21 protein-coding genes are annotated in these 20795 nt (G+C 63.8%); 17 read left to right on the top strand and 4 right to left on the bottom strand.

Annotation, left to right across the window (positions count from 1 at the left end; genetic code table 11):
* The first annotated feature begins 41 nt into the window (after window positions 1-41).
* The 7 genes from ACFY9W_RS18180 (at window position 42) to ACFY9W_RS18150 (ending at window position 5555) form a co-directional block, all read left to right on the top strand.
* Window positions 42-1172 carry a chemotaxis-specific protein-glutamate methyltransferase CheB gene (locus ACFY9W_RS18180; protein WP_391132653.1) on the top strand — a complete coding sequence of 377 codons (1131 nt, stop codon included), beginning with the start codon at window positions 42-44 and terminating at the stop codon, window positions 1170-1172.
* A complete protein-coding gene (locus tag ACFY9W_RS18175) occupies window positions 1172-1912 on the top strand; it encodes a flagellar motor protein (RefSeq protein WP_391132651.1) in 741 nt (246 codons plus the stop codon). The genes ACFY9W_RS18180 and ACFY9W_RS18175 overlap by 1 nt, the downstream gene beginning before the upstream one ends.
* Before the next feature lie 3 nt (window positions 1913-1915).
* Window positions 1916-2773 carry a flagellar motor protein MotD gene (gene motD / locus ACFY9W_RS18170; protein WP_198750690.1) on the top strand — a complete coding sequence of 286 codons (858 nt, stop codon included), beginning with the start codon at window positions 1916-1918 and terminating at the stop codon, window positions 2771-2773.
* Window positions 2774-2955: 182 nt separating this feature from the next.
* Window positions 2956-3744: a ParA family protein gene (locus ACFY9W_RS18165; RefSeq protein WP_266028925.1), complete on the top strand. Its 789-nt coding sequence runs from the start codon at window positions 2956-2958 to the stop codon at window positions 3742-3744.
* Entirely contained in the window at window positions 3744-4637 is an 894-nt protein-coding gene (locus ACFY9W_RS18160; RefSeq protein WP_391132649.1) for a chemotaxis protein CheW, read from the top strand. Before ACFY9W_RS18165 ends, ACFY9W_RS18160 begins: the two co-directional genes overlap by 1 nt.
* A 41-nt stretch (window positions 4638-4678) precedes the next feature.
* Window positions 4679-5158, top strand: a complete 480-nt coding sequence (locus ACFY9W_RS18155; RefSeq protein WP_003254393.1) for a chemotaxis protein CheW — start codon at window positions 4679-4681, stop codon at window positions 5156-5158.
* A gap of 1 nt (window position 5159) precedes the next feature.
* Entirely contained in the window at window positions 5160-5555 is a 396-nt protein-coding gene (locus ACFY9W_RS18150) for a DUF2802 domain-containing protein (protein ID WP_234228944.1), read from the top strand.
* Between the two features lie 32 nt (window positions 5556-5587).
* Here ACFY9W_RS18150 and ACFY9W_RS18145 read toward each other — a convergent pair whose 3' ends face one another.
* The 4 genes from ACFY9W_RS18145 to ACFY9W_RS18130 form a co-directional block, all read right to left on the bottom strand.
* A complete protein-coding gene (locus ACFY9W_RS18145) occupies window positions 5588-8272 on the bottom strand; it encodes a dermonecrotic toxin domain-containing protein (protein WP_391132646.1) in 2685 nt (894 codons plus the stop codon).
* A gap of 145 nt (window positions 8273-8417) precedes the next feature.
* Entirely contained in the window at window positions 8418-11132 is a 2715-nt protein-coding gene (locus ACFY9W_RS18140) for a dermonecrotic toxin domain-containing protein (protein ID WP_391132644.1), read from the bottom strand.
* 61 nt (window positions 11133-11193) lie between these two features.
* Complete coding sequence (locus ACFY9W_RS18135; RefSeq protein ID WP_391132642.1) at window positions 11194-11538, bottom strand: EscU/YscU/HrcU family type III secretion system export apparatus switch protein; 345 nt, start codon at window positions 11536-11538, stop codon at window positions 11194-11196.
* Complete coding sequence (locus tag ACFY9W_RS18130; RefSeq protein ID WP_391132641.1) at window positions 11535-13091, bottom strand: flagellar hook-length control protein FliK; 1557 nt, start codon at window positions 13089-13091, stop codon at window positions 11535-11537. The genes ACFY9W_RS18135 and ACFY9W_RS18130 overlap by 4 nt, the downstream gene beginning before the upstream one ends.
* A gap of 266 nt (window positions 13092-13357) precedes the next feature.
* Between ACFY9W_RS18130 and ccmA the strand changes: the two genes are divergently transcribed.
* Genes ccmA through ACFY9W_RS18080 form a run of 10 tightly spaced genes read left to right on the top strand, consistent with a single transcriptional unit; the run spans window position 13358 to window position 20700 of the window.
* Window positions 13358-13990, top strand: coding sequence for a cytochrome c biogenesis heme-transporting ATPase CcmA (gene ccmA, locus ACFY9W_RS18125; RefSeq protein ID WP_201206466.1), 633 nt, complete (start codon window positions 13358-13360; stop codon window positions 13988-13990).
* On the top strand, window positions 13978-14655 hold the full coding sequence (gene ccmB, locus ACFY9W_RS18120; RefSeq protein WP_391132638.1) for a heme exporter protein CcmB: 678 nt from the start codon (window positions 13978-13980) through the stop codon (window positions 14653-14655). The genes ccmA and ccmB overlap by 13 nt, the downstream gene beginning before the upstream one ends.
* A gap of 46 nt (window positions 14656-14701) precedes the next feature.
* On the top strand, window positions 14702-15469 hold the full coding sequence (locus ACFY9W_RS18115) for a heme ABC transporter permease (RefSeq protein ID WP_016711759.1): 768 nt from the start codon (window positions 14702-14704) through the stop codon (window positions 15467-15469).
* Entirely contained in the window at window positions 15466-15642 is a 177-nt protein-coding gene (gene ccmD, locus ACFY9W_RS18110) for a heme exporter protein CcmD (protein WP_391132636.1), read from the top strand. Before ACFY9W_RS18115 ends, ccmD begins: the two co-directional genes overlap by 4 nt.
* Window positions 15639-16094, top strand: coding sequence for a cytochrome c maturation protein CcmE (gene ccmE, locus ACFY9W_RS18105; RefSeq protein ID WP_274080887.1), 456 nt, complete (start codon window positions 15639-15641; stop codon window positions 16092-16094). The genes ccmD and ccmE overlap by 4 nt, the downstream gene beginning before the upstream one ends.
* Window positions 16091-18079, top strand: coding sequence for a heme lyase CcmF/NrfE family subunit (locus ACFY9W_RS18100; RefSeq protein WP_391132633.1), 1989 nt, complete (start codon window positions 16091-16093; stop codon window positions 18077-18079). Before ccmE ends, ACFY9W_RS18100 begins: the two co-directional genes overlap by 4 nt.
* Window positions 18076-18612, top strand: a complete 537-nt coding sequence (locus ACFY9W_RS18095) for a DsbE family thiol:disulfide interchange protein (protein ID WP_027615291.1) — start codon at window positions 18076-18078, stop codon at window positions 18610-18612. Before ACFY9W_RS18100 ends, ACFY9W_RS18095 begins: the two co-directional genes overlap by 4 nt.
* Window positions 18609-19085 carry a cytochrome c-type biogenesis protein CcmH gene (locus ACFY9W_RS18090; protein WP_391132631.1) on the top strand — a complete coding sequence of 159 codons (477 nt, stop codon included), beginning with the start codon at window positions 18609-18611 and terminating at the stop codon, window positions 19083-19085. The genes ACFY9W_RS18095 and ACFY9W_RS18090 overlap by 4 nt, the downstream gene beginning before the upstream one ends.
* The gene (ccmI, locus tag ACFY9W_RS18085) at window positions 19078-20271 is read left to right on the top strand and encodes a c-type cytochrome biogenesis protein CcmI (protein ID WP_391132628.1); all 1194 of its coding nucleotides are present in this window, start codon (window positions 19078-19080) and stop codon (window positions 20269-20271) included. The genes ACFY9W_RS18090 and ccmI overlap by 8 nt, the downstream gene beginning before the upstream one ends.
* A 12-nt stretch (window positions 20272-20283) precedes the next feature.
* Window positions 20284-20700, top strand: a complete 417-nt coding sequence (locus tag ACFY9W_RS18080; protein ID WP_391132626.1) for a hypothetical protein — start codon at window positions 20284-20286, stop codon at window positions 20698-20700.
* The last annotated feature ends 95 nt before the right edge of the window (window positions 20701-20795 follow it).

Here is a 20795-nt window from a genome sequence, read left to right as displayed (position 1 = left end):
GTGGCGCACCCTGGCGGGTTGCGCCGCCTAATGGAGTGTTTATGGCAGTCAAGGTCCTGGTGGTGGATGATTCCGGTTTCTTCCGCCGCCGCGTCTCGGAAATCCTCTCGGCGGATCCGACGATCCAGGTAGTGGGTACCGCGACCAACGGCAAGGAAGCAATCGACCAGGCGCTGGCGCTCAAGCCCGATGTCATCACCATGGACTATGAAATGCCCATGATGGACGGCATCACCGCGGTGCGGCACATCATGCAGCGCTGCCCGACGCCGGTACTGATGTTCTCCTCGCTGACCCACGAAGGCGCCCGTGTCACCCTCGACGCGCTGGATGCCGGCGCGGTGGATTACCTGCCGAAAAACTTCGAGGACATCTCGCGCAACCCTGACAAGGTCAAGCAGATGCTGTGCGAGAAGGTGCACACCATCTCCCGCAGCAACCGCCGCCTTGGCAGCTATGCCAGAACAGCGCCGGTTGCAGCGCCTGCGCCTGTCAGCAGCGCTGCACCGACAAGCAGCTTTGCCAGCCCGACGCCGGCCCGGGCGGCGGCGCCTGCCCGAACAGCGGCCCCGGCCCCGGCGGCATCGCATTCGCCTGCGCCCAAACGCAAGCCCTACAAGCTGGTGGCCATCGGCACCTCGACAGGCGGCCCGGTGGCCTTGCAGCGGGTATTGACCCAGCTGCCGGCCAACTTCCCGGCGCCGATCGTGCTGATCCAGCACATGCCGGCGGCGTTCACCAAGGCCTTTGCCGAACGCCTCGACAAGCTGTGCCGCATCAGCGTGAAGGAGGCCGAGGACGGCGACATGCTGCGCCCGGGCCTGGCCCTGCTGGCCCCGGGTGGCAAGCAGATGATGATCGACGGCCGTGGCACGGTGAAGATCCTGCCCGGTGACGAGCGCCTGAACTACAAGCCGTGCGTGGACATCACTTTTGGTTCTGCGGCCAAGTCGTATGGTGACAAGGTGCTGTCGGTGGTGCTCACCGGCATGGGCGCCGATGGCCGCGAAGGCGCGCGTCTGCTCAAGCAGGGGGGCAGCACGGTGTGGGCCCAGGATGAAGCCAGCTGCGTGATCTATGGCATGCCCATGGCCATCGTCAAGGCCAACCTGGCCGACGCGGTGTACAGCCTGGATGAAATCGGCAAACACCTGGTGGAGGCGTGCGTCTGATGGACGTCCTCAGCCTGATTGGCCTGATCCTCGCCTTTGTCGCCATCGTCGGCGGCAATTTCCTTGAAGGCGGCCATGTTGGCGCGCTGGTCAACGGCCCGGCGGCGCTTATCGTGCTGGGGGGGACCCTGGCAGCGGCGTTGTTGCAGTCGCCGCTGTCGTCGTTCAAGCGGGCCTTGCAGATTCTGCGCTGGATCCTGTTCCCGCCACGGGTGGACCTGGCCGGCGGTATCGACCGCGTGGTGAACTGGAGCCTGACCGCACGCAAGGAGGGCCTGCTGGGCCTGGAAGGGGTGGCCGACACCGAGCCTGACCCGTATGCGCGCAAGGGCCTGCAGCTGCTGGTGGACGGCGCCGAGCCGGAAGCCATCCGCAGTATCCTGGAAGTGGACTTCCTGACCCAGGAAAGCCGCGACATCCAGGCCGCCAAGGTGTTTGAAAGCATGGGTGGCTACGCGCCGACCATCGGCATCATCGGTGCCGTGATGGGCCTGATCCACGTGATGGGCAACCTTGCGGACCCATCGCAGCTGGGCAACGGCATTGCCGTGGCCTTCGTTGCCACCATCTACGGCGTGGCCAGCGCCAACCTGATCCTGCTGCCGGTCGCCAACAAGCTCAAGGCCATTGTCATGCGCCAGTCGCGCTACCGCGAAATGCTGCTCGAAGGCCTGCTGTCGATTGCCGAGGGTGAAAACCCGCGCTCGATCGAGCTGAAGCTGCAAGGCTTCATGGAGTAACCCATGCGTCGCCGTCGCCATACCGAGGAACACGAAAACCACGAACGCTGGCTGGTGTCGTACGCCGACTTCATTACCTTGCTGTTCGCGTTTTTCGTGGTGATGTACTCGATTTCCTCGATCAACGAGGGCAAGTACAAGGTCATTTCCCAGGCCTTGCTCGGGGTGTTCAACGACCCTGAGCGCAGCATGAAGCCGATACCCATCGGTGATGAGCAACCCTTGAGCGTGCGCCCGGCAGAGCCGTTGGTGAAGGACAGTGAGCAGACCGAAGCCGGCCTGGCCGCGACCAATGTCGACCCGCTGAAAACCATCAGCGATGACGTGCGCGATGCCTTTGGCGACCTGATCAACAGCAACCAGATGACCGTGCGCGGCAACGAGCTGTGGATCGAGATCGAGCTGAACTCGTCGCTGCTGTTCGGCAGTGGCGATGCCATGCCCAGCGACAAGGCGTTTTCCATCATCGAGAAGGTGGCCAATATCCTCAAACCGTTCGCCAACCCGGTGCATGTCGAGGGCTTTACCGACAACCTGCCGATCCGTACGGCGCAGTACCCCACCAACTGGGAGCTTTCATCGGCGCGGGCGGCGAGCATCGTGCGCCTGCTGGCCATGGAAGGCGTAAACCCGGCACGCATGGCGTCCGTGGGGTATGGCGAGTATCAGCCAGTAGCCAGCAACGACACTGCCGACGGCCGTGCGCGCAACCGCCGCGTGGTGCTGGTGATTTCACGTAACCTGGAAGTGCGCCGCAGCCTGACCGGCTCGGGCAGCGCCAACGCCACCCCGGATGCCGCATTACGGCGGGCTGGCACACAAAGTGCACCGGCAACGCCAGCAACGGTGGCGGGGCAGTGATTCGTCAATTCTCCGGCACTGACACAAGCACAATTTTGAATGTGACGCCGTCCCCTGTGGGAGCGGGCGCGCCCGCGAAGCAAGCGACGCGGTGAATGGCACCGGCTTCGCCGGTGTTCGCGGGCATGCCCGCTCCCACAGGGACCGTGCAAGCTTTCAGATCAATAGATAGAGTTTGCTTGATGAGAGTCTGGGCAGTAGCCAATCAAAAAGGTGGCGTCGGCAAGACCACCACAACCATTGCCCTGGCTGGCCTGCTGGCTGAGGCCGGCAAGCGCGTGGTCGTCGTCGACCTCGACCCGCACGGTTCGATGACCAGCTACTTCGGGCACAACCCCGATGCGCTGGAGCACAGCTGCTACGACCTGTTCCTGCACAAAGGCGCAGTGCCCGAGGGCCTGCCCGGCCAGTTGCTGCTGCCCACCAGTGACGAGCGTATTTCGCTGTTGCCGTCGAGCACCGCACTGGCTGTGCTGGAGCGCCAGTCGCCGGGGCAGAATGGCCTGGGCCTGGTGATCGCCAAGAGCTTGGCGCAGCTGTGGCAGGATTTCGACTTTGCCCTGATCGACAGCCCGCCCTTGCTTGGCGTGCTCATGGTCAACGCCCTGGCGGCCAGCCAGCAACTGGTGATCCCGGTGCAAACAGAATTCCTGGCGGTGAAGGGCCTGGAGCGTATGGTCGGTACCTTGGCCATGGTCAACCGCTCGCGCAAGCAGGCGCTGCCGTACCAGATCGTGCCCACCCTGTTCGACCGCCGTACCCAGGCCTCTTTGGGCACGCTCAAGCAGTTGCGTGACAGCTACGGCCAGCAGGTGTGGCAAGGCTACATTCCGGTCGACACGCGCCTGCGCGATGCCAGCCGCAAGGGCGTCACGCCTTCGCAGTTCGACAGCAAGAGCCGCGGGCTGATTGCCTACCGGGCGCTGCTCAAGCACCTGCTGACCTACAAGACCGCAGTGCAGGTGGCCTGATGACCCAGATCCAGAAAACCGGCACCCGGCCGCAGCTGGCCCTGCAATCGTACCTCGACGGCCTGCTGCAGGAGGCTACCGAGGCCGAAGAACTGTTTGAAGCACCGGCAGCGGCGGATGAGTTCGCCGAGGCGGTGCGTGAAGAGCAGGCCCGTGATGCCGGCCAGTCGGCCAGGGCGGTAGCAGCCGAAGCCGTTGCCAGCCCGGCGTCGCGGCCGTTTGCAGAGCCCAGGCTGGCCGTGCTGCCCAGCGTATTGCCGGTGGAAGCGCCGGTGGTCACGGTGGTCGAGCAGCAGGTGGTGGCCGAAGCCGCCATTCCGGTGCTGATCGAAGAACAAACCGTGGAGCCCGCTGTGCCGCTGGTTGATGTGCACCTGCCGGCGCCCAACCTGCCTGTACCCCCGGCCACCGTCGACGGGCGACCGGTGTGGGCCGCCGAGCCGTTCGAATGCCTGCTGTTCGACGTCGCCGGCTTGACCCTGGCGGTGCCATTGGTGTGCCTGGGTTCGATCTACACCCTGGCCGGCCAGGAGCTGACGCCGCTGTTTGGCCAGCCCGACTGGTTTCTGGGCATCCTCACCTGCCAGGCCGGCAACCTGAAGGTGCTGGACACTGCGCGCTGGGTAATGCCCGACCGCTACCGCGATGATTTCCGCCAGGGCTTGAACTACGTGATTTCCGTGCAGGGCTACGAATGGGGGCTGGCCGTGCATCAGGTCAGCCGCTCGCTGCGCCTGGACCCGTCTGAAATCAAATGGCGCAGCCAGCGCGGCCAGCGCCCGTGGCTGGCCGGTACGGTAATTGAACACATGTGTGCACTGCTCGACGTCGCCGCACTGGCCGAGCTGATCGCCAGCGGCGCGGTCAAGCAGATGCACGCCAAACAGAAATGACACCGAACACACCGCCATTGGCGGATTTTGAGGGTAGGGGAATGAAAAAGTCGTCTGCACAAGGTTCCGAAGATCCGATCCTGCAGTGGGTTACCTTCCGTCTGGACAACGAGTCCTACGGCATCAACGTAATGCAGGTGCAGGAAGTGCTGCGCTACACCGAGATTGCCCCGGTGCCGGGTGCGCCAAGCTACGTGCTGGGCATCATCAACCTGCGCGGCAACGTGGTGACGGTGATCGACACCCGCCAGCGCTTTGGCCTGATGCCGACCGAAGTCACCGACAATACCCGTATCGTCATCATCGAGGCCGACAAGCAGGTGGTCGGCATCCTGGTCGATAGCGTGGCCGAGGTGGTGTACCTGCGCCAGTCCGAGATCGAGACCGCGCCGAACGTGGGCAACGAAGAGTCGGCCAAGTTCATCCAGGGCGTGTGCAACAAGAATGGCGAACTGCTGATCCTGGTCGAGCTGGACAAGATGATGACCGAGGAAGAGTGGTCCGAGCTGGAGAATATCTGAGTTGATCCTACAGGTTGCTGTCATCTTCCTGGCGCTGGTGTGGGCGCTGAGCCTGTGGTTCTTTCTCAACTACAGCAAGCGCCAGCGCGAGCTGGCTGCCCAGCAGGCCGAGGGTGATGCCCTGCGTGACCAGCGCATCAAGGACCTGGCCAAGCGGCTGGACGACTACCAGAACGGCACCGTGCGCATGGGCGAGGCGCTGCACGAGCTGAGCCTGGTGGTGACGCCGCTGCCGGACAAGATCCAGCAGCTGGAGCAGCGAGACCCCAACAACGTGACCTTCAGCCAGGCGGCCAAGCTGGTGGGCATGGGGGCCAGTGTGGCCGAATTGACCGAAAGCTGCGGCCTGACCCAGGCCGAGGCGGAGTTGATGAGCAAGCTGCACCGCAGCGGTTGATGAAACGGGCGACGCAAGTCGCCCGGTTTGTTTCAGGGCCTGCCCCACGAGTGGTAGTTGCCGATATTCACGACGTTACCCAGCGCCTGGTCGATGTTGCGGGCCATGGCGACAGGCATGGCCAAGTCTGCTGTGAGGGAGCGATACACGGTTTCCGGGATTGACTCCAGCTTGCTCAGTTGCCGCAGGAACTCCAGCCTGGGCAGGTGCCGGGCAACCATGTCATTGAGCAGGCCCGGCCCGGTCATCCTGCTCATTTCCTGGGCGTAGGCTTCGTAACCGTGGGTGCCGGCCAGCGGTCTGATGTCGTAGAACGAAAGATTGCTGCGGTAGCGTGCGTTCATCTCTGCAGAAATCGCGCGCAGGGTCGGGTTGTTGGCGTGGCTGCCGATCATGTTGGTGTTGTAGTCACAATGCATGCCCAGCAGCTCGTTGTTTACCGGGCTGCCGAGCACCAGGCCATCGGGTGTGGTTTTCAAGGCAACCGAGCTGATCATCGCGAAGCTGTCGGGCTTGTCTTCGAAGCTGCGCAGCGTGTCGTCGACGTCCATGTAGATGCCACCCTGCGAATCGAGTAACGGGTAGCGCAGGATGTCGGACGCAGACGCGAAGTTTGCCCCGTTACTGTCCAGAGCCATCCGGTACTGATGGTAGTAGTCAGTTTGCTCGAACGCTGCGTAGAAGGGCTGCTCTTCCAGTGTTCTGACCTGAACGTTCGATGCTGCGGTCAGCTTTGCCCGGTTCTTCATGAACGCTTTGGGGTTGGACTTCGACAGGTAGAACTCATAGGTAAAGCCCGTACGCTCAAGGCGTTTGGCGTTGCTGGCGATGTTCTTTACCAGCTCATCCGGGATGCTTTTGTTACCGACCCAGATGCTGAGGATTTTTTTCGGCAGCGGTGTAACGTGCGAACTGTCGACCAACGGCACACTCAGTGGCAGTTGCAGGTCGACATCCAGATTACGCAGCGTGTACATACGCATCGCGTTGCTGGCCCCCCGCGTGGCCGGGTTGACCACGTACAGTTCACGGCTGCCCGCTGTTACCTGGTAGTAGTTTGGCAGCACCTCGTTGGCATCCTCCTTGAGGATGAAGGCATCGTTTTCAGTGTCGTACAGGATTTCGACCTGGTTGCCGTCCTTGAGGGCCAACAGCGCTTTGGTACCCGTTGCGCGATTCAAGGGGCCTCTGGCTATCTGTCCGGCCGCCGCGGGTGGCTCTGCTGGCACGAAGAACTCTGCCAGTATCTCTTCAGGGAGCCGGGGAGGGCTGTTGGGGCTCAGCGGGTAGCCCCACTGGTCGTTCAGGCGTGTGGGCATGATGAATCGTGCACTTTTGCCAGGGAAAAACATGCGCGGGCGGGCCGCTGGCAGCAAGGCCAGGGGGGCGGCATTGAGCAGGCCGAAGGCGATGTTGCTCATGCCCTCGGTCTTGTCATCCAGCGTCTTGCCGTTGACTGCCTGGTCGATGCCCACGCCAAACTGCGCCACGCCGCCGATGGCCAGCAGCGGTATCAGTTCAGGTACCACCAGGGCGAGCGGTGCCAGCAGGTTGAGCGAGGTCACCAGGTAGCCACGCCAGCGCGCCTTGGTTACTTGCGCGTCGCTGGTGATGATGAAGTCGGCGTCGGCATAGCTACGTTGGCGCTGGCGCTGGGTGAGCGCTGTGAACAGGTCGCCGGTGAGTAATGGGCTGTACTTGTCGACCCGATAGTTTACGTATTCGCTGGGAGACCAAGGGCCGTCGACCGTAAAACCTGGGCGGTCGGGTGAGCGCGTGTGGAAGGCCGGGTACACACCAAGGCCGTCCAGCGCGGTGTCCAGCCCACTGAACTCGAGGCCATCGGGGGTATCTGCCAGTTGGAAATACTGGCGCAGGCTCTGGCGTTTTTCCGGTGTGCGGCACTGTTCGGCGAACCACGCCTGCATGGCAGCCATACTGTCGAACGCGTGCAATGGCGATGCATTGCCCGGCAGGTAAAGCAGCACGTGTGGGTGTGCAGCATCAGTGATGTGGAGCAGGTCGGTGGCGGTGTAGCCATAAACATTCAAGGGCCGTATCTGCAGGCCAGCGGGTGCAGGCATGAGGCCGGCGGCTTGCCAGGCCAACTGGCGACCGGCCTCGCTCAACGAGCCTTCCCCGACCTGCTTGTTGCAGGCGGCGACAAAGCTTATTTGCTGGGATTGCCGGTGAGAGTCCGCCGCTTGTTCCCAGTAAGCGTCCAGCATGGCAACGAAGCGGGTGTGGAGGTCCAGATGCCAGATGAACTGCTGCATGGCCTCGGCATCGACCGGGATATGTGTGGTGCTGTCGTAGCGGGCCGGGGTAGCGCGGCGGAACAGGCCGTTGAAAACCGAATAGGGGGCGCCGTTGTCCCATGGCTCCGGTTCCGGCAAGTGCTCGACAATGGCCAGTGGGCCATCTGGCAGCGTGCCTGCCCAGTGAGCAGGCAGCAAGCGGTCGAGCCAGTTGTAGGCGGGCTCGGCTTGCCAGTCCGAGAGCACGGCCTGGGTCAGGGAAAGGCGGTGTGCGACAACTGCCTTGTTGCCACGGTAGTGCAGGGTGACGACGTCGGTCAGGTCGGGGTCAAAGTCGTGGCCCTGCTGCCTGGCCCATTCACCGATGGCGCTGCTGGCCTGCCGATCGGGCCGGGGAATGTGCTGCAGGTGGTTGCGGATGAACTGTTCGCCTGCGTTGTCAACGAAAGTGGAGCCCATGGGAATCTACCTGTATGGAGAAACGGGGCACCACAGTAGGCCGTTAGACCGCTTGACCTGTTGTACAACGTTACTACCTTGTTGAGGGCCGCAGCGGCTGCTGGCCAGCCACGTCGTGATGGCTGGCCATTGCCGCCGGGCAGGCTCAAATGGCTGCCCAGCTGTGGGCGCTGCCCATGCGTGCTACCTGGTCGAGGGGTACCTGTTCGCGCATGACCTGGCTGAAACGGCTGAGGTCGAGCGTTGCATGCAGATCGTGGATGGGGCTCGCCAGCATTTTGCACAGCTCGCGCAACTGTTTAAGCATTGGCAGATGTTCATCGATCAGGGCGTTGAGCACGGCCGGGCCACTCAGCAGGCTGAGGCGACGTCCGTAGCGGCTGAACAGTGCCGGTTGCAGCAAGGCATCCGGGCGGCTGGCGTAGAAGTCTGGAACCACGCTGAAGCGGCGCAGGATTTCCTGGGAAATGAAATCGAGCGTGGGGTTGCCAGGGTGGCTGCCGATCATGCTGTTGTTGTACTGGATGTACATGCCCAGTTGCTCGTTGGAAACCGGTGGCGCCAGCAACAGGCCTTTCGACGTGGTTTTGAGCTCAACCCTTGCCAGCGGCGGGGCGTCTCCTGCCCTGCCGGCCACGAGCAGTTTGTCATCGGCATCCAGGTACAAACCACCCAGGCGGTGGAGCAACCGGTAGCGCAGGATATCGCAAGCCGAGGCAGGGTTGCGGGCGCCGCCGCTCAGTGCTGCCCGGTACTGCGCAAAATAGGGGGACTGCTCGAATATCCGATAGAAGTCCTGATCCTCCAGTGGCATGAGCAGCGCACCTTCGGCCTGGGTGCGCAATGTGTTGAGGTTGAGCAGGTAGCTGGCATGGTGCTCGCGGGAAAGGTAGATCTGGAAACGGTAGCCGCTGTCGCGCAGTACCTTGGCGTTGTGTGTCAGCGCCTCGAGAAATTGGCCGGAGACAGGCTGGTCGCCAAGCCAGATGCTGCTGACAACCTTGGGAATAGTGCGGGTCTGCAGGTGCCCGAAGGGCTCATAGTCGATCGGCAGCTGTACATCGATGCCCAGCGCTTGCAGGGTTGTCATGCGTTGCGAGTTGGAGACCACCTCACGCGTGATCCGCGGCACAAGGACCTCGCGGTTTTGCCTGTCGGCTCTCCAGCGCAGCGGGCTGATCATGCCGGTATCACGGCTACGTATGAAACTGTTGGTACTGAACTCGTAGTTCACCGGTTCATCGACGATACCCTGTGCGGTCTGCAACCGGGCCATGAAATGGTGTTGCAGGTTTACGTCCACACGGGTCGACACGGCGGCGCTGGTGGGCGTCGAGATCACTGACGACTTGTGAAACACTTGCTCTGCCAGCTCAGGTGCCCGCGCAACCGGTGCGGCGCCGAACGGTGCTTGCAGCACGTCGGTCAAGCGCGCGGGCGTGAAAAAGCCAGACCTGACATAGCGATATATTCCGCCTGGTGCGGCAAGTGTACTGCCCAGCGGCATCACCGCATTGAGCAGGCCGAACGCTTGATCACTCACGCCCTGGTCCTTGGCTGCCAAGTCTTTCCCATTGATCGCCTGATCCAGCCCCAGGGCAAATTGCGCCAGGCCGGTAGCGACCAGTAGCGGTGAGAGGTGGGGAAACATCACCACTATCGGCGCAAGGATGACAGTGACCACGCCCAGGTACGATTTCCAGCGGGCCTTGTCGATGTCGTGGTTGTTGGTTATCTGGCTGTCGGCATCGGCATAGGCGCGTTGTTTCTGGCGCAAGGTCAGGTATTCGAACAGGTCACCGGTAATGAGTGAGCCGTATTTTTCGGGGCGATAATCGATGTAGACCTGGGGATCCCAGACACCGCTGGTGGCGAAGCCAGGGTGGTTGCTACCGAACCGGTGCGCCTGGGGGTACAGGCCCAAGCCTTCGAGTGCTGTCTCCAGGCCGCTGAAGTCCAGGCCGTCGGGCCAGTCTGCGCGAGCAAAGTGGCCCAGTAGCTGGCTGCGCTTCTCTGGGGCCACACATTGTGCGGCGAACCAGCGTTTCATGCCGGCTGCATCGTCGAATTCGTGCAGGGGCGCTGCATTGCCCGGGATATAGAGCAGCACGCGTCCCACGCTACCCTCGCAGATCTGCAGGATGCTGGTCGACGTGTAACCATAGACGTTGAGCATCGACAGCCGGGTGCTGCCCAGTGGCAGCAGGCCTGCCGCCCGCCAGGCGAGCTGGCGGGCGGCCTCTGAAAGGTTGCCCTGCAACAGTTGCTGATTGCAGGCACCGATAAAGGCAATGCGCAAGGCCTGCTGGTAGAGCGCCTGGCGTTTGGCCCAGTAGTCATCGAGGCTGGCCTTGAAGCTGTGGTGAAAATGCAGGCTCCAGATATAGGTGTGGAAATTCTCGGCGCGAACAGGCAGGCGGGTGTCCGGCGCATAGCGGGGTGGTTGGCTGCGTCGGTAAAGGCCGTTGAAGACCATGTACGGCGCGCCGTTGGACAAAACGCTCAATGGCTCCAGGCGTTCGGCCAGAGTAAGCGCGCCCAAAGGTGCGATCCCCGCCCAGTCGCCATAGTGAAACCCGTCGTAACCCGCAGCGCTTTCACCTTGCCAATTGCTCAGCAAAGCTTCGACCAGGTTCATTTTCTGAGCGATCACAGCGACCTCATGGTAGGGGAGGCCACCTTCGACGGCGGGTATGGGCCGGTAGTGGAAGGTCAGGACGTCGATCTCCAGCGGGTCGTCTTGCAGGCGCTGCTGTTGCAACCAGCTCGACAATTTTTGCCCGGCCAGTCGATCAGGGCGGGGGAGGTCTTGCAGAACCTCGTGCACCAGCGGGAGGTTCTCGGGCGGGATGTGGTTCATGGTCAGGTAGCCCTCGGTGTATGGAGGGCAGCAGGCTGCAGGGTGCAGGTTTTGCGTGGTGTTAAATACTTCTGCCAGGGGCGGGCAAGCCCAATGGAGAGGGGCTTACATCACGGGGCTGCTGGGGCGTATCGTCGAAACCCGGGGGCACCTTGCCACGCAACTGCCAGGCAAAGGCAATGATTTCGGCAATGGTGAGGTACAGTGCCTCGGGGATGTGTTCACCCAACTCCAGGCGTGCCAGCAGGCGTACCAGTTCAGCGTTCTCATAGACAGGTATCTCGTGCTCACGGGCCAGGGCCAGGATGGCTTCGGCCAGCGCATCTTCACCCTTGGCGCTGAGGGTAGGGGCCTGCTGGCCGTCGTAGCTCAGGGCAATGGCCTGGCGTGTGTACTGTTGAGTCATGCGTTTTCATCCACCCAGCGTTGTTCTACACGGGTACGCGGGCCTTGTGGTGGCGTGCCAGGGTGGCATGCCAGGTCGCCGACCTCCAGGCCACGCGCCAGCAGGCGCTCGCGCAGGGCGCCGAGCTGGGTGTCGATCAGCCGCGCGGTTTGCTCGCGTTCTGCCCACAGCTGCCCGCTCAGGCGGCCCTGGCTCAATTGCGCCTGTACCTGCATGGGGCCGAGCGGCGCCAGGTCGAAGGCCAGTTCGATGCGCCACAGGGCTTGCAGTGGGTCTTGTGCTTCATGTTGGCGGTCGGCTTGCTGTTGCGGGGTTTCTTCGCGTTGCAGTTTGACCTGCAGCGGGATGAAATCCTGGCCATGGCGGATCGGTACTTCGGTTTGCCAGGTGGTCTGCAGGTTGCCGTTTTCCAGCGTGCCGGTTTGCTGCAAGCTGCTCATGGCGTGGCTTTGCAGGCGTGAAACGGCCGCAGCTGCAAGGCGCAGCAGCTGTTGCAGGTCGCCTTCGTCCTCGATCTCCTTGAGCAGGCGCGAGGGCAACGGAAATGCCCCAGGCTGCGGCTTGGGGCTGACCCGCTCGAGCATGCCCAAAGCACTGCGCGCCAGGGCCGGCATGGTCACGGCCAGATTGGCGGGTGCCAGGTTCGGGGTGTTTGGCGCAATGCCCGGGGCCTGGGCCACCAGCCGTAGCAAGTGCGCCTTGAGGTCGGTGGCGACGCTGGCAGGAAAGCCGCCTAGCAGCTTCGCTTCGAGGAAGGCCCCGCTATTGTTCAGTGCCTGGGCCACGCCCTTGGCATCGCCCAGTTGCCGTGCGTCCGGCAGGCCGGTCAGCAGGCGTTCGGCGCTGGCGCGCAGGTCGCCGTCCACCCCGGGGTCTCGAGTCAGCTGTTGCAAGGCATTGAGCACGCCGGGCAGCGAGGCCTGGCGGTTTTGCTGGGTCAGCAGTTGCTGGGCAATGTTCAGTTGGTCCTGCCTGCCGCTGAGCGGCACGAAGCGCAGTGACTGGTCGCCCTGCACCAAGGCACTGAGCAGGCTGCCAATGGCCAGTGGCCGTGGGCTGTCCACCGTCAGGGTGGCGCCGGCCTGGGCGCTGTTGAGCAGGCTGACCAGCGCCCGGTAGACGCCAGGCTGGCCGGAAGGCTGGGGCAGGAGCTGGTTGGTGATGACCTTGCCTTGCAGCAGGGTACCGACCGGCACCTTGCTGGTGTCCAGGCGGGTTAGGGTGGCGAGCTGGCTGGTGCTGGCCTGTTGCAGCATGATCGCCAGGCGGTTGCTTTCGGTCTGGCTGACGGTGACCTGGCTGCCTTGGGGCAGGGGCTGGCTGGCGCTGACTTGCAGTTGAGTCTGGATGCCGTTGGCCTGCATCAGCCGCAGCACGAGCTGGAAGTCGCTGCCGACCTGGCGCAATGAAACCACCTGGGCCTGCGCAGTCTCGCCGGGGGCCATCAAGCCGGGCTGCGGTTGCGTCAGGCGCAGCAGTTCGCCGGTCATGCCCGCCTTCATGGCTTGGGTGTTGATCGCGGTTTGTGCGCCGAGACTATTGATTTCAGTCATGATTGTATACAACCTTTGGGCCCCGGCCTCTTGGCAGCGCGGTGGCGCGTGTAATAATGCCGACCGCCCGTCGTTGCCAGTATAACGGCAGCGTGCGGGGCGACTTGAGACATAGGGGCTTGAGATCGGTGGTGCCTGCTTCGCGGGCTCGCCCGCTCCCACAGGGTTCTGCGCAGCTTTCAAGCCTTGCGCCGTACCTGTGGGAGCGGGCAAGCCCGCGAAGCAGGCAACACTGACCTCAAGCCCTACAAAGATAAGGCGAAACCGTGACCCTTCACCTCCAAGCCGCGGGCCTGGCCTGCGAGCGCGACTGGCGCCTGCTGTTCGAACAGCTCGATTTCGAGCTGGGCGCCGGCGACATGCTGCAGATCAGCGGCCCCAACGGCAGTGGCAAGACCAGCTTGCTGCGGTTGCTGGCCGGCTTGATGCAGCCGACCGCCGGGCAGATCCTGCTGGGCGGCAAACCGCTGGCAGAGCAGCGCCATGCCTTGGCCAGCATCCTGCTGTGGATCGGCCACGCCGCCGGCATCAAGGACCTGCTTACCGCCGAGGAAAACCTCACCTGGCTGTGCGCCCTGCACCAACCCGCCAGCCGCGAGGCGATCTGGGCGGCGCTGGCGGCCGTTGGCCTGCGCGGTTTCGAAGACGTACCGTGCCACACCCTGTCTGCCGGCCAGCAGCGCCGTGTGGCGTTGGCGCGGCTGCACCTGGCCTGCCCGCCGTTGTGGATTCTGGACGAACCGTTTACCGCGCTGGACAAGCAAGGCGTCGCCCAACTGGAAGCGCACCTGGCAGCCCACTGCGAGCAGGGCGGCACGGTGGTGCTGACCACCCACCACACGCTGGAACGCAAGCCCTCCGGTTACCGTGAACTGAACCTGGGGCAATGGGCGGCATGAGCGTATTCATCCTGTTGTTGCGCCGCGAAGCGCGCCTGCTGTTCCGTCGCCCGGCCGAGCTTGCCAACCCGCTGGTGTTCTTTGCCATCGTGGTGGCGTTGTTTCCGTTGGCGGTTGGCCCGGAAAGCCAATTGTTGCAAACCTTGTCACCGGGCCTGGTCTGGGTGGCGGCATTGCTGGCGGTATTGTTGTCGCTGGACGGCCTGTTCCGCAGCGATTTCGAGGACGGCTCGCTGGAGCAATGGGTGCTGTCACCGCACCCACTGGCGTTGCTGGTGCTGGCCAAGGTGCTGGCGCACTGGATCTTTTCCGGGCTGGCGCTGGTATTGTTGGCGCCGCTGCTGGCGCTGATGCTGGGGCTACCGGCCCATTGCCTGCCGGTGCTGCTGGGCTCGCTGTTGCTGGGCACGCCGGTATTGAGCCTGCTGGGCGCGGTGGGCGCGGCGCTGACAGTCGGTCTGAAGCGCGGTGGTTTGTTACTGGCGTTGCTGATTCTGCCGTTGTATATCCCTGTATTGATCCTGGGCAGTGGTGCGTTGCAAGCGGCGTTGCAAAATATGCCGGCAACCGGCCACCTGCTCTGGCTCGCCAGCCTCACGGCCCTGGCCGTGACCCTGGCACCTTTTGCGATAGCCGCCGGCCTGAAGATCAGCGTCGGCGAATAACGAGTCCTGGGCTCTCAAGCCCGGCAAATACCCTGGATGCACCCTGATGAAAATAAGCTGGACGTGGTTCCACAAACTGGGCTCCCCCAAATGGTTCTATGCCATCAGCGGCCGCATGCTGCCATGGCTGGCTGGCGCTGCGGTGCTCCTGCTGCTGGTCGGCATTACCTGGGGCCTGGCCTTCGCCCCCCAGGACTACCAGCAAGGCAACAGCTTCCGCATCATCTACATCCATGTGCCGGCGGCGATGCTGGCGCAGTCCTGCTACGTGCTGCTGGCCGTGGCCGGGGTGGTGGGGCTGGTGTGGAAGATGAAAATCGCCGACGTCGCCCTGCAATGCGCCGCGCCCATCGGCGCCTGGATGACCGCCGTGGCGCTGGTCACCGGTGCCATCTGGGGCAAGCCGACCTGGGGCAGCTGGTGGGTGTGGGATGCCCGCCTTACGTCCATGCTGATCCTGCTGTTCCTGTACTTCGGCATCATTGCGCTGGGCCAGGCAATCAGTAATCGTGACAGCGCAGCCAAGGCCTGCGCGGTGCTGGCGATTGTCGGCGTGGTGAACATTCCGATCATCAAGTACTCGGTGGAGTGGTGGAACACCCTGCACCAGGGCGCCACCTTCACGCTTACCGAAAAACCGGCGATGCCCGCCGAAATGTGGCTGCCGTTGCTGTGTACGGCGCTGGGTTTCTACTGCTTCTTCGGTGCCGTGCTGCTGTTGCGCATGCGCCTTGAAGTGCTCAAGCGCGAGGCGCGTGCGAGTTGGGTCAAGGACGAAGTGTTGAACAGCCTGGGGCGGAGGGCCGCACAATGAGCTTTGCCACCTTCGGAGAGTTTCTCGCCATGGGCCACCATGGCCTGTACGTGTGGTCGGCCTACGGCATCTGTATGGCGGTGCTGGCGCTGAATGTCGCCGCACCGCTGCTGGCCCGCCGTCGCTACCTGCAAGAAGAGGCGCGCCGTTTGCGCCGGGAGAACAACCAGTGAATCCGCAGCGCAAGAAACGCCTGTTACTCATCGTCGGCCTGCTGGTCGGCGTCGGGGTTGCCGTCGGCTTTGCCTTGAGCGCATTGCAGCAGAACATCAACCTGTTCTATACGCCCACCCAGATCGCCAACGGCGAAGCGCCGCTGGACACCCGCATCCGCGCCGGCGGCATGGTCGAGAAAGGCTCGGTGCAGCGCTCGTCCGACTCGCTGGATGTGCGTTTTGTGGTCACCGATTTCAACAAGTCGGTGCCGATCACCTACCGTGGCATCCTGCCTGACCTGTTCCGCGAAGGGCAGGGCATCGTCGCCCTGGGCAAGGTGAACGCAGAGGGTGTGGTGGTGGCCGATGAAGTGCTGGCCAAGCACGACGAGAAGTACATGCCGCCCGAAGTCACCAAGGCCCTGAAGGAAAGCGGCCAGGCCGCCACGGGTGGGGAGGCCAAGCCATGAATGCGGCGCTGGTAATTCCTGAACTGGGCCAGCTGGCGATGATCCTGGCCATCTGCTTTGCCGCCGTGCAGGCCAGTGTGCCGTTGCTCGGCGCCTGGCGTGGCGACAGCCTGTGGATGAGCCTGGCACGGCCGGCAGCCTGGGGGCAGTTTGCCTTCCTGGCCTTTGCCTTTGCCTGCCTGACCCATGCCTTCATGACCGACAACTTCTCGGTCGCCTACGTGGCCAGCAACTCCAACAGCGCCTTGCCCTGGTACTACAAGTTCAGCGCCGTGTGGGGCGCCCACGAAGGTTCGTTGCTGCTGTGGGCGCTGATCCTGGGTGGCTGGACCTTCGCCGTGTCGGTGTTTTCGCGCCAATTGCCGCAGGTGATGCTGGCCCGCGTGCTGGCAGTGATGGGCATGATCAGCGTGGGCTTCCTGAGCTTTTTGATCATCACGTCCAACCCGTTCCAGCGCCTGCTGCCGCAGGTACCCACCGATGGCCGCGACCTCAACCCGCTGTTGCAGGACTTTGGCCTGATCGTGCACCCGCCAATGCTGTACATGGGCTACGTGGGCTTTTCGGTGGCCTTTGCCTTCGCTATCGCCGCCTTGCTCGGTGGCCGCCTGGATGCCGCGTGGGCCCGCTGGTCGCGGCCGTGGACCATCGTTGCCTGGGCCTTCCTTGGCGTGGGCATCACCCTGGGCTCGTGGTGGGCCTACTACGAACTGGGCTGGGGCGGCTGGTGGTTCTGGGACCCGGTGGAAAACGCCTCGTTCATGCCTTGGCTCGTGGGCACGGCGCTGATCCACTCGCTGGCGGTGACCGAGAAGCGTGGGGTGTTCAAAAGCTGGACCGTGCTGCTGGCAATCGCCGCGTTCTCGCTGAGCCTGCTGGGTACCTTCCTGGTGCGTTCCGGCGTACTGACGTCGGTTCACGCGTTCGCCGCCGACCCGTCGCGGGGCATCTTCATCCTGATCTTCCTGCTGTTCGTGGTCGGTGGCTCGCTCACCCTGTTCGCCCTGCGCGCGCCGGTGGTCAAGAGCCAGGTCGGCTTCGCCCTGTGGTCGCGTGAGACGCTGCTGCTGGCCAACAACCTGGTGCTGGTGGTGGCCGCCTCGATGATCCTGCTCGGCACGCTTTACCCGCTGGTACTCGACGCGCTGACCGGGGCCAAGCTGTCGGTCGGCCCGCCGTACTTCGACGCCCTGTTCCTGCCGCTGATGGCACTGCTGATGGTCGTGCTGAGCATTGGTGTGGTGGTGCGCTGGAAGGACACCCCGGGCAAGTGGCTGCTCAGCATGATGACCCCGGTGCTGATCGGCAGTGCCATCCTCGCCCCGCTGGCCGGCTTTATCGTCGACGACTTCGACTGGCCGACCCTGACCGCCTTCGCCCTGGCCGCCTGGGTGGTGCTCGGCGGGCTGCGCGACATCCTCGACAAGACCCGCCACAAAGGCCTGGTCAAGGGCCTGCCGGGCCTGGGCCGCAGCTACTGGGGCATGCAGTTGGCGCACCTTGGGCTGGCGGTGTGCGCGCTGGGCGTGGTGCTGTCGAGCAACAACAGCGCCGAACGCGACTTGCGCATGGCCCCGGGGGAAAGCGTGGAACTGGGCGGTTACCACTTCCTGTTCCAGGGCGCCAGGCACTTCGAAGGGCCGAACTTCATCTCCGACAAGGGCACCGTGGTGGTCAGCCGCGATGGCCGTGAAGTGACCACGCTGCACCCGGAAAAGCGGCTGTACACCGTGCAGCAGTCGATGATGACCGAAGCCGGCATCGACGCCGGCTTTACCCGCGACCTCTACGTCGCCCTCGGCGAGCCGCTGGAGAACGGCGCCTGGGCGGTGCGCGTGCACATCAAGCCTTATGTCCGCTGGATCTGGCTGGGCGGTCTGCTGACCGGCCTGGGCGGGTTGCTGGCGGCCCTCGACCGGCGCTACCGCGTCAAGGTCAAGACCCGGGTGCGTGAGGCCCTGGGCGTGTCTGGAGCAGCTGCATGAAGCGTTGGATCATGGTAGTCCCCCTGGCAGTGTTCCTGCTGGTGGCGGTGTTCCTCTACAAGGGGCTGTTCCTCAAGCCCGACGAACTGCCTTCGGCAATGATCGGCAAACCCTTCCCGGCGTTTTCCCTGGCCTCGACCCAGGGCGACCGCACCTTGACCCAGGCCGACTTGCAGGGCCGCCCGGCGCTGGTCAACGTGTGGGCCACCTGGTGCCCGTCGTGCAAGGTCGAGCACCCTTACCTGAACCAGCTGGCCCAGCAGGGCGTGGTGATCCATGGGGTCAACTACAAGGATGACAACGCCGCCGCACAGAAGTGGCTGGCCGAGTTCCACAACCCTTACCAGCTGGACATCCGCGACGAGCAAGGCAGCCTGGGCCTGGACCTGGGCGTGTATGGCGCGCCGGAAACCTTCCTGATCGACGCCAAGGGCATCATCCGCTACAAGCACGTGGGCATTGTCGACGCCACCGTGTGGCGTGAGCAGCTGGCGCCGCTGTACCAGGGCCTGGTCGACGAGGCCAAGCCATGAGGCGCTGGCTGGCAGCCGCCGTGCTGGGCATGAGCCTGGCCGGCGTGGCCAAGGCGGCCATCGACACTTACCAGTTCCGCGACGACGCCGAGCGTGAGCGTTACCAGCAACTGACCAAGGAACTGCGCTGCCCCAAGTGCCAGAACCAGGACATCGCCGACTCCAACGCGCCGATTGCCGCCGACCTGCGCCGGGAAATCTTCCGCATGCTGGGCGAGGGCAAGAGCAACCAGCAGATCGTCGACTTCATGGTCGACCGTTATGGCGACTTTGTGCGCTACAAGCCTGCGCTCAGCGGGCGCACCTGGCTGTTGTGGTTTGGCCCGGGCATCCTGCTGGCGGGTGGTTTCGTGGTGCTGGCGGTGATCGTGCGTCGACGCCGCGGCCCGGCTGTGCCGGGCGGGAATGAGTTGTCTGCCGAAGAACGCGAGCGTCTCGCCAAACTGCTGGAAAAAGAACAGACCCATGATTGAATTCTGGCTTAGTGCGGGCCTGCTGTTGCTCGCTGCCCTCAGCTTCTTGCTGATCCCGATCCTGCGTGGCCGCCGCCGCCAGCAGGAAGAAGACCGTACCGCGCTTAACGTTGCCCTGTACCAGGAGCGCATCGCCGAACTGGCCGGCCAGCAGGCCGCTGGTGTGCTGGATGAAGCGCAGCTGGCCAAGGGCCGCGATGAAGCTGCCCGCGAACTGCTGGCCGATACCGAAGGTGCCGAACCCTTGCGTCAGGGGCATCTGGGCAAGGCCCTGCCATTGCTGGCGGCGGTGCTGGTGCCGTTGATGGCCTTGGGGCTGTACCTGCATTTTGGCGCGGCAGACAAGGTGGCGCTGACCCAGGAGTTTGCCGAGGCGCCCAAGTCGATGGAAGAAATGACCACGCGCCTGGAGCGTGTGGTGCAGGCCCAGCCGGATTCGGCCGAGGCCATGTACTTCCTGGGCCGGGCCTACATGGCCGAACAGCGCCCGGCTGACGCGGCACGCACCTTCGAGCGTGCCGTGGCCCTGGCTGGGCGTCAGCCCGAGCTGCTGGGGCAATGGGCCCAGGCCCTGTACTTTGCCGCAAACAAACAGTGGAGCCCGCAGGTGCAGGCGCTGACTGACGAAGCCCTGAAAGCCGACCCCAACGAAGTGACCAGCCTGGGCCTGCGTGGCATTGCTGCCTTTGAGGGCGAGCGTTATCAGGAGGCCATCGACTACTGGAAGCGCCTGCTGGCGCAGTTGCCGGAAGGTGACGCATCGCGTGGCGCCCTGCAGGGTGGCATCGACCGCGCCGCCGAGCGCCTGGGTGGTGGTGTGGCAGACGCTGCGCCCGCACCTGCGGCGGCCCGCCTGAAAGTGCGGGTGGAGCTGGCGGCGGCGTTGAAGGACAAGGTCAAGCCGGAGGACACCGTGTTCATCTTTGCCCGTGCCAGCAATGGCCCGCCCATGCCGTTGGCGGCCAAGCGGGTGACGGTGGCGCAGTTGCCGATCGAGGTGGAGTTGTCGGATGCTGACGCCATGATGCCGCAGATGAAACTGTCGCAATTTGCCGAAGTCCAACTGGTTGCACGTGTCTCGCGCGCTGGCCAGCCTACCCACGGCGAATGGATTGGCCAGGGGGCGCCACTGCCCAGCGCCACCCAGGCTACCCAGCGCCTGACCATCGACAGCCCCGACCAGTAAGAGAGCAATGCCATGCACAGCACCGTCCGCCTGACCCTGATTACCCTGGCCCTGGGTTTGTCTGCGTGTACGGTGCATCAGCCGTATGAGCAGCCTGAGCCACCGATCGAACGGGTGCCGCCGCAGGGGCCGGTGGTCAAGCCTTTGCCGGGTGGGCAGCCATCGACCCAGCCGGGCAAGCCGGCGGCGATTCCCAAACCGATGCCACGTACCTCGGCCAGCTTTGCGCCACCGCCTGGCGGGGCTAGCCATTGGGACCCGAAACTGGGTGTATACGTGTTGGAGAAACAGCCTAATACCTTCTACCGGCAGCGTACTTATTACCGGTTTGATAACGGCTGGAGCTGGTCGTTGAGCCCGAATGGGCCGTGGCAGGAAACAGATAGCAGTGGTGTACCAGGTGGGTTGGGTCGCGCATTTGCCCAGTAACGGCGTTTTTCAAGGTAGTTGTCGCGTCCGCCGTCGTGCTACGCGACCTTTGTTACCACAGTCAGCGTTCTTTCGGGGTTCAGATAGACCGTTCC

The organism is Pseudomonas sp. NPDC008258 (assembly GCF_042956345.1).
In the GTDB taxonomy this organism is placed as follows: domain Bacteria; phylum Pseudomonadota; class Gammaproteobacteria; order Pseudomonadales; family Pseudomonadaceae; genus Aquipseudomonas.
Note: the sequence above shows the minus strand (reverse complement) of the source record. Positions and strands in the feature narration are given on the sequence as shown.

What these genes read in the sequence shown, in the direction of transcription:
- ACFY9W_RS18180 (WP_391132653.1), top strand. Translation starts at nt 42, where the DNA reads ATGGCAGTCAAGGTCCTGGTGGTGGATGATTCCGGTTTCTTCCGCCGC.
- ACFY9W_RS18175 (WP_391132651.1), top strand. Translation starts at nt 1,172, where the DNA reads ATGGACGTCCTCAGCCTGATTGGCCTGATCCTCGCCTTTGTCGCCATC.
- motD (WP_198750690.1), top strand. Translation starts at nt 1,916, where the DNA reads ATGCGTCGCCGTCGCCATACCGAGGAACACGAAAACCACGAACGCTGG.
- ACFY9W_RS18165 (WP_266028925.1), top strand. Translation starts at nt 2,956, where the DNA reads ATGAGAGTCTGGGCAGTAGCCAATCAAAAAGGTGGCGTCGGCAAGACC.
- ACFY9W_RS18160 (WP_391132649.1), top strand. Translation starts at nt 3,744, where the DNA reads ATGACCCAGATCCAGAAAACCGGCACCCGGCCGCAGCTGGCCCTGCAA.
- ACFY9W_RS18155 (WP_003254393.1), top strand. Translation starts at nt 4,679, where the DNA reads ATGAAAAAGTCGTCTGCACAAGGTTCCGAAGATCCGATCCTGCAGTGG.
- ACFY9W_RS18145 (WP_391132646.1), bottom strand. Translation starts at nt 8,272, where the DNA reads ATGGGCTCCACTTTCGTTGACAACGCAGGCGAACAGTTCATCCGCAAC.
- ACFY9W_RS18140 (WP_391132644.1), bottom strand. Translation starts at nt 11,132, where the DNA reads ATGAACCACATCCCGCCCGAGAACCTCCCGCTGGTGCACGAGGTTCTG.
- ACFY9W_RS18135 (WP_391132642.1), bottom strand. Translation starts at nt 11,538, where the DNA reads ATGACTCAACAGTACACACGCCAGGCCATTGCCCTGAGCTACGACGGC.
- ACFY9W_RS18130 (WP_391132641.1), bottom strand. Translation starts at nt 13,091, where the DNA reads ATGACTGAAATCAATAGTCTCGGCGCACAAACCGCGATCAACACCCAA.
- ccmB (WP_391132638.1), top strand. Translation starts at nt 13,978, where the DNA reads ATGGGCGGCATGAGCGTATTCATCCTGTTGTTGCGCCGCGAAGCGCGC.
- ACFY9W_RS18115 (WP_016711759.1), top strand. Translation starts at nt 14,702, where the DNA reads ATGAAAATAAGCTGGACGTGGTTCCACAAACTGGGCTCCCCCAAATGG.
- ccmD (WP_391132636.1), top strand. Translation starts at nt 15,466, where the DNA reads ATGAGCTTTGCCACCTTCGGAGAGTTTCTCGCCATGGGCCACCATGGC.
- ACFY9W_RS18100 (WP_391132633.1), top strand. Translation starts at nt 16,091, where the DNA reads ATGAATGCGGCGCTGGTAATTCCTGAACTGGGCCAGCTGGCGATGATC.
- ACFY9W_RS18095 (WP_027615291.1), top strand. Translation starts at nt 18,076, where the DNA reads ATGAAGCGTTGGATCATGGTAGTCCCCCTGGCAGTGTTCCTGCTGGTG.
- ACFY9W_RS18090 (WP_391132631.1), top strand. Translation starts at nt 18,609, where the DNA reads ATGAGGCGCTGGCTGGCAGCCGCCGTGCTGGGCATGAGCCTGGCCGGC.
- ccmI (WP_391132628.1), top strand. Translation starts at nt 19,078, where the DNA reads ATGATTGAATTCTGGCTTAGTGCGGGCCTGCTGTTGCTCGCTGCCCTC.
- ACFY9W_RS18080 (WP_391132626.1), top strand. Translation starts at nt 20,284, where the DNA reads ATGCACAGCACCGTCCGCCTGACCCTGATTACCCTGGCCCTGGGTTTG.